Below are 255 nucleotides of genomic sequence, written 5' to 3'. Positions count from 1 at the left end.
CCGATTTGTACGGTACCACGGCGTTTGGACGCAGATGCACTTCCGGCTGGTCAGCCTGTGTTGCGACTTCGGTCAGCTTGGCTTCGAGTTCGTTACGGTTAGCGACTGCCACACCATTCCACAACACAGTGCCGTCAAAGTCGACGTCGATGTTGACCACCACTGGCTCCACCGGATTCTTCGGCGCGGCCTGGTTGGTTGGCATGTTCAGATTCACGGAGTGATTCTGAATCGGGATGGTGATGATGAGCATGA

General features: G+C 55.7%; 1 protein-coding gene. It reads right to left on the bottom strand.

Annotated features, from left to right (window positions below):
- Nucleotides 1-255 (bottom strand): ExbD/TolR family protein (locus H8K43_RS18820; RefSeq protein WP_186905269.1); only part of this gene is annotated, 255 nt, incomplete at both ends.

This window comes from Cognatundibacterium curvum, from assembly GCF_014284235.1.
Lineage (GTDB): Bacteria > Pseudomonadota > Gammaproteobacteria > Burkholderiales > Burkholderiaceae_D > Undibacterium > Undibacterium curvum.
This window is presented reverse-complemented; position numbering and strand designations above follow the sequence as displayed.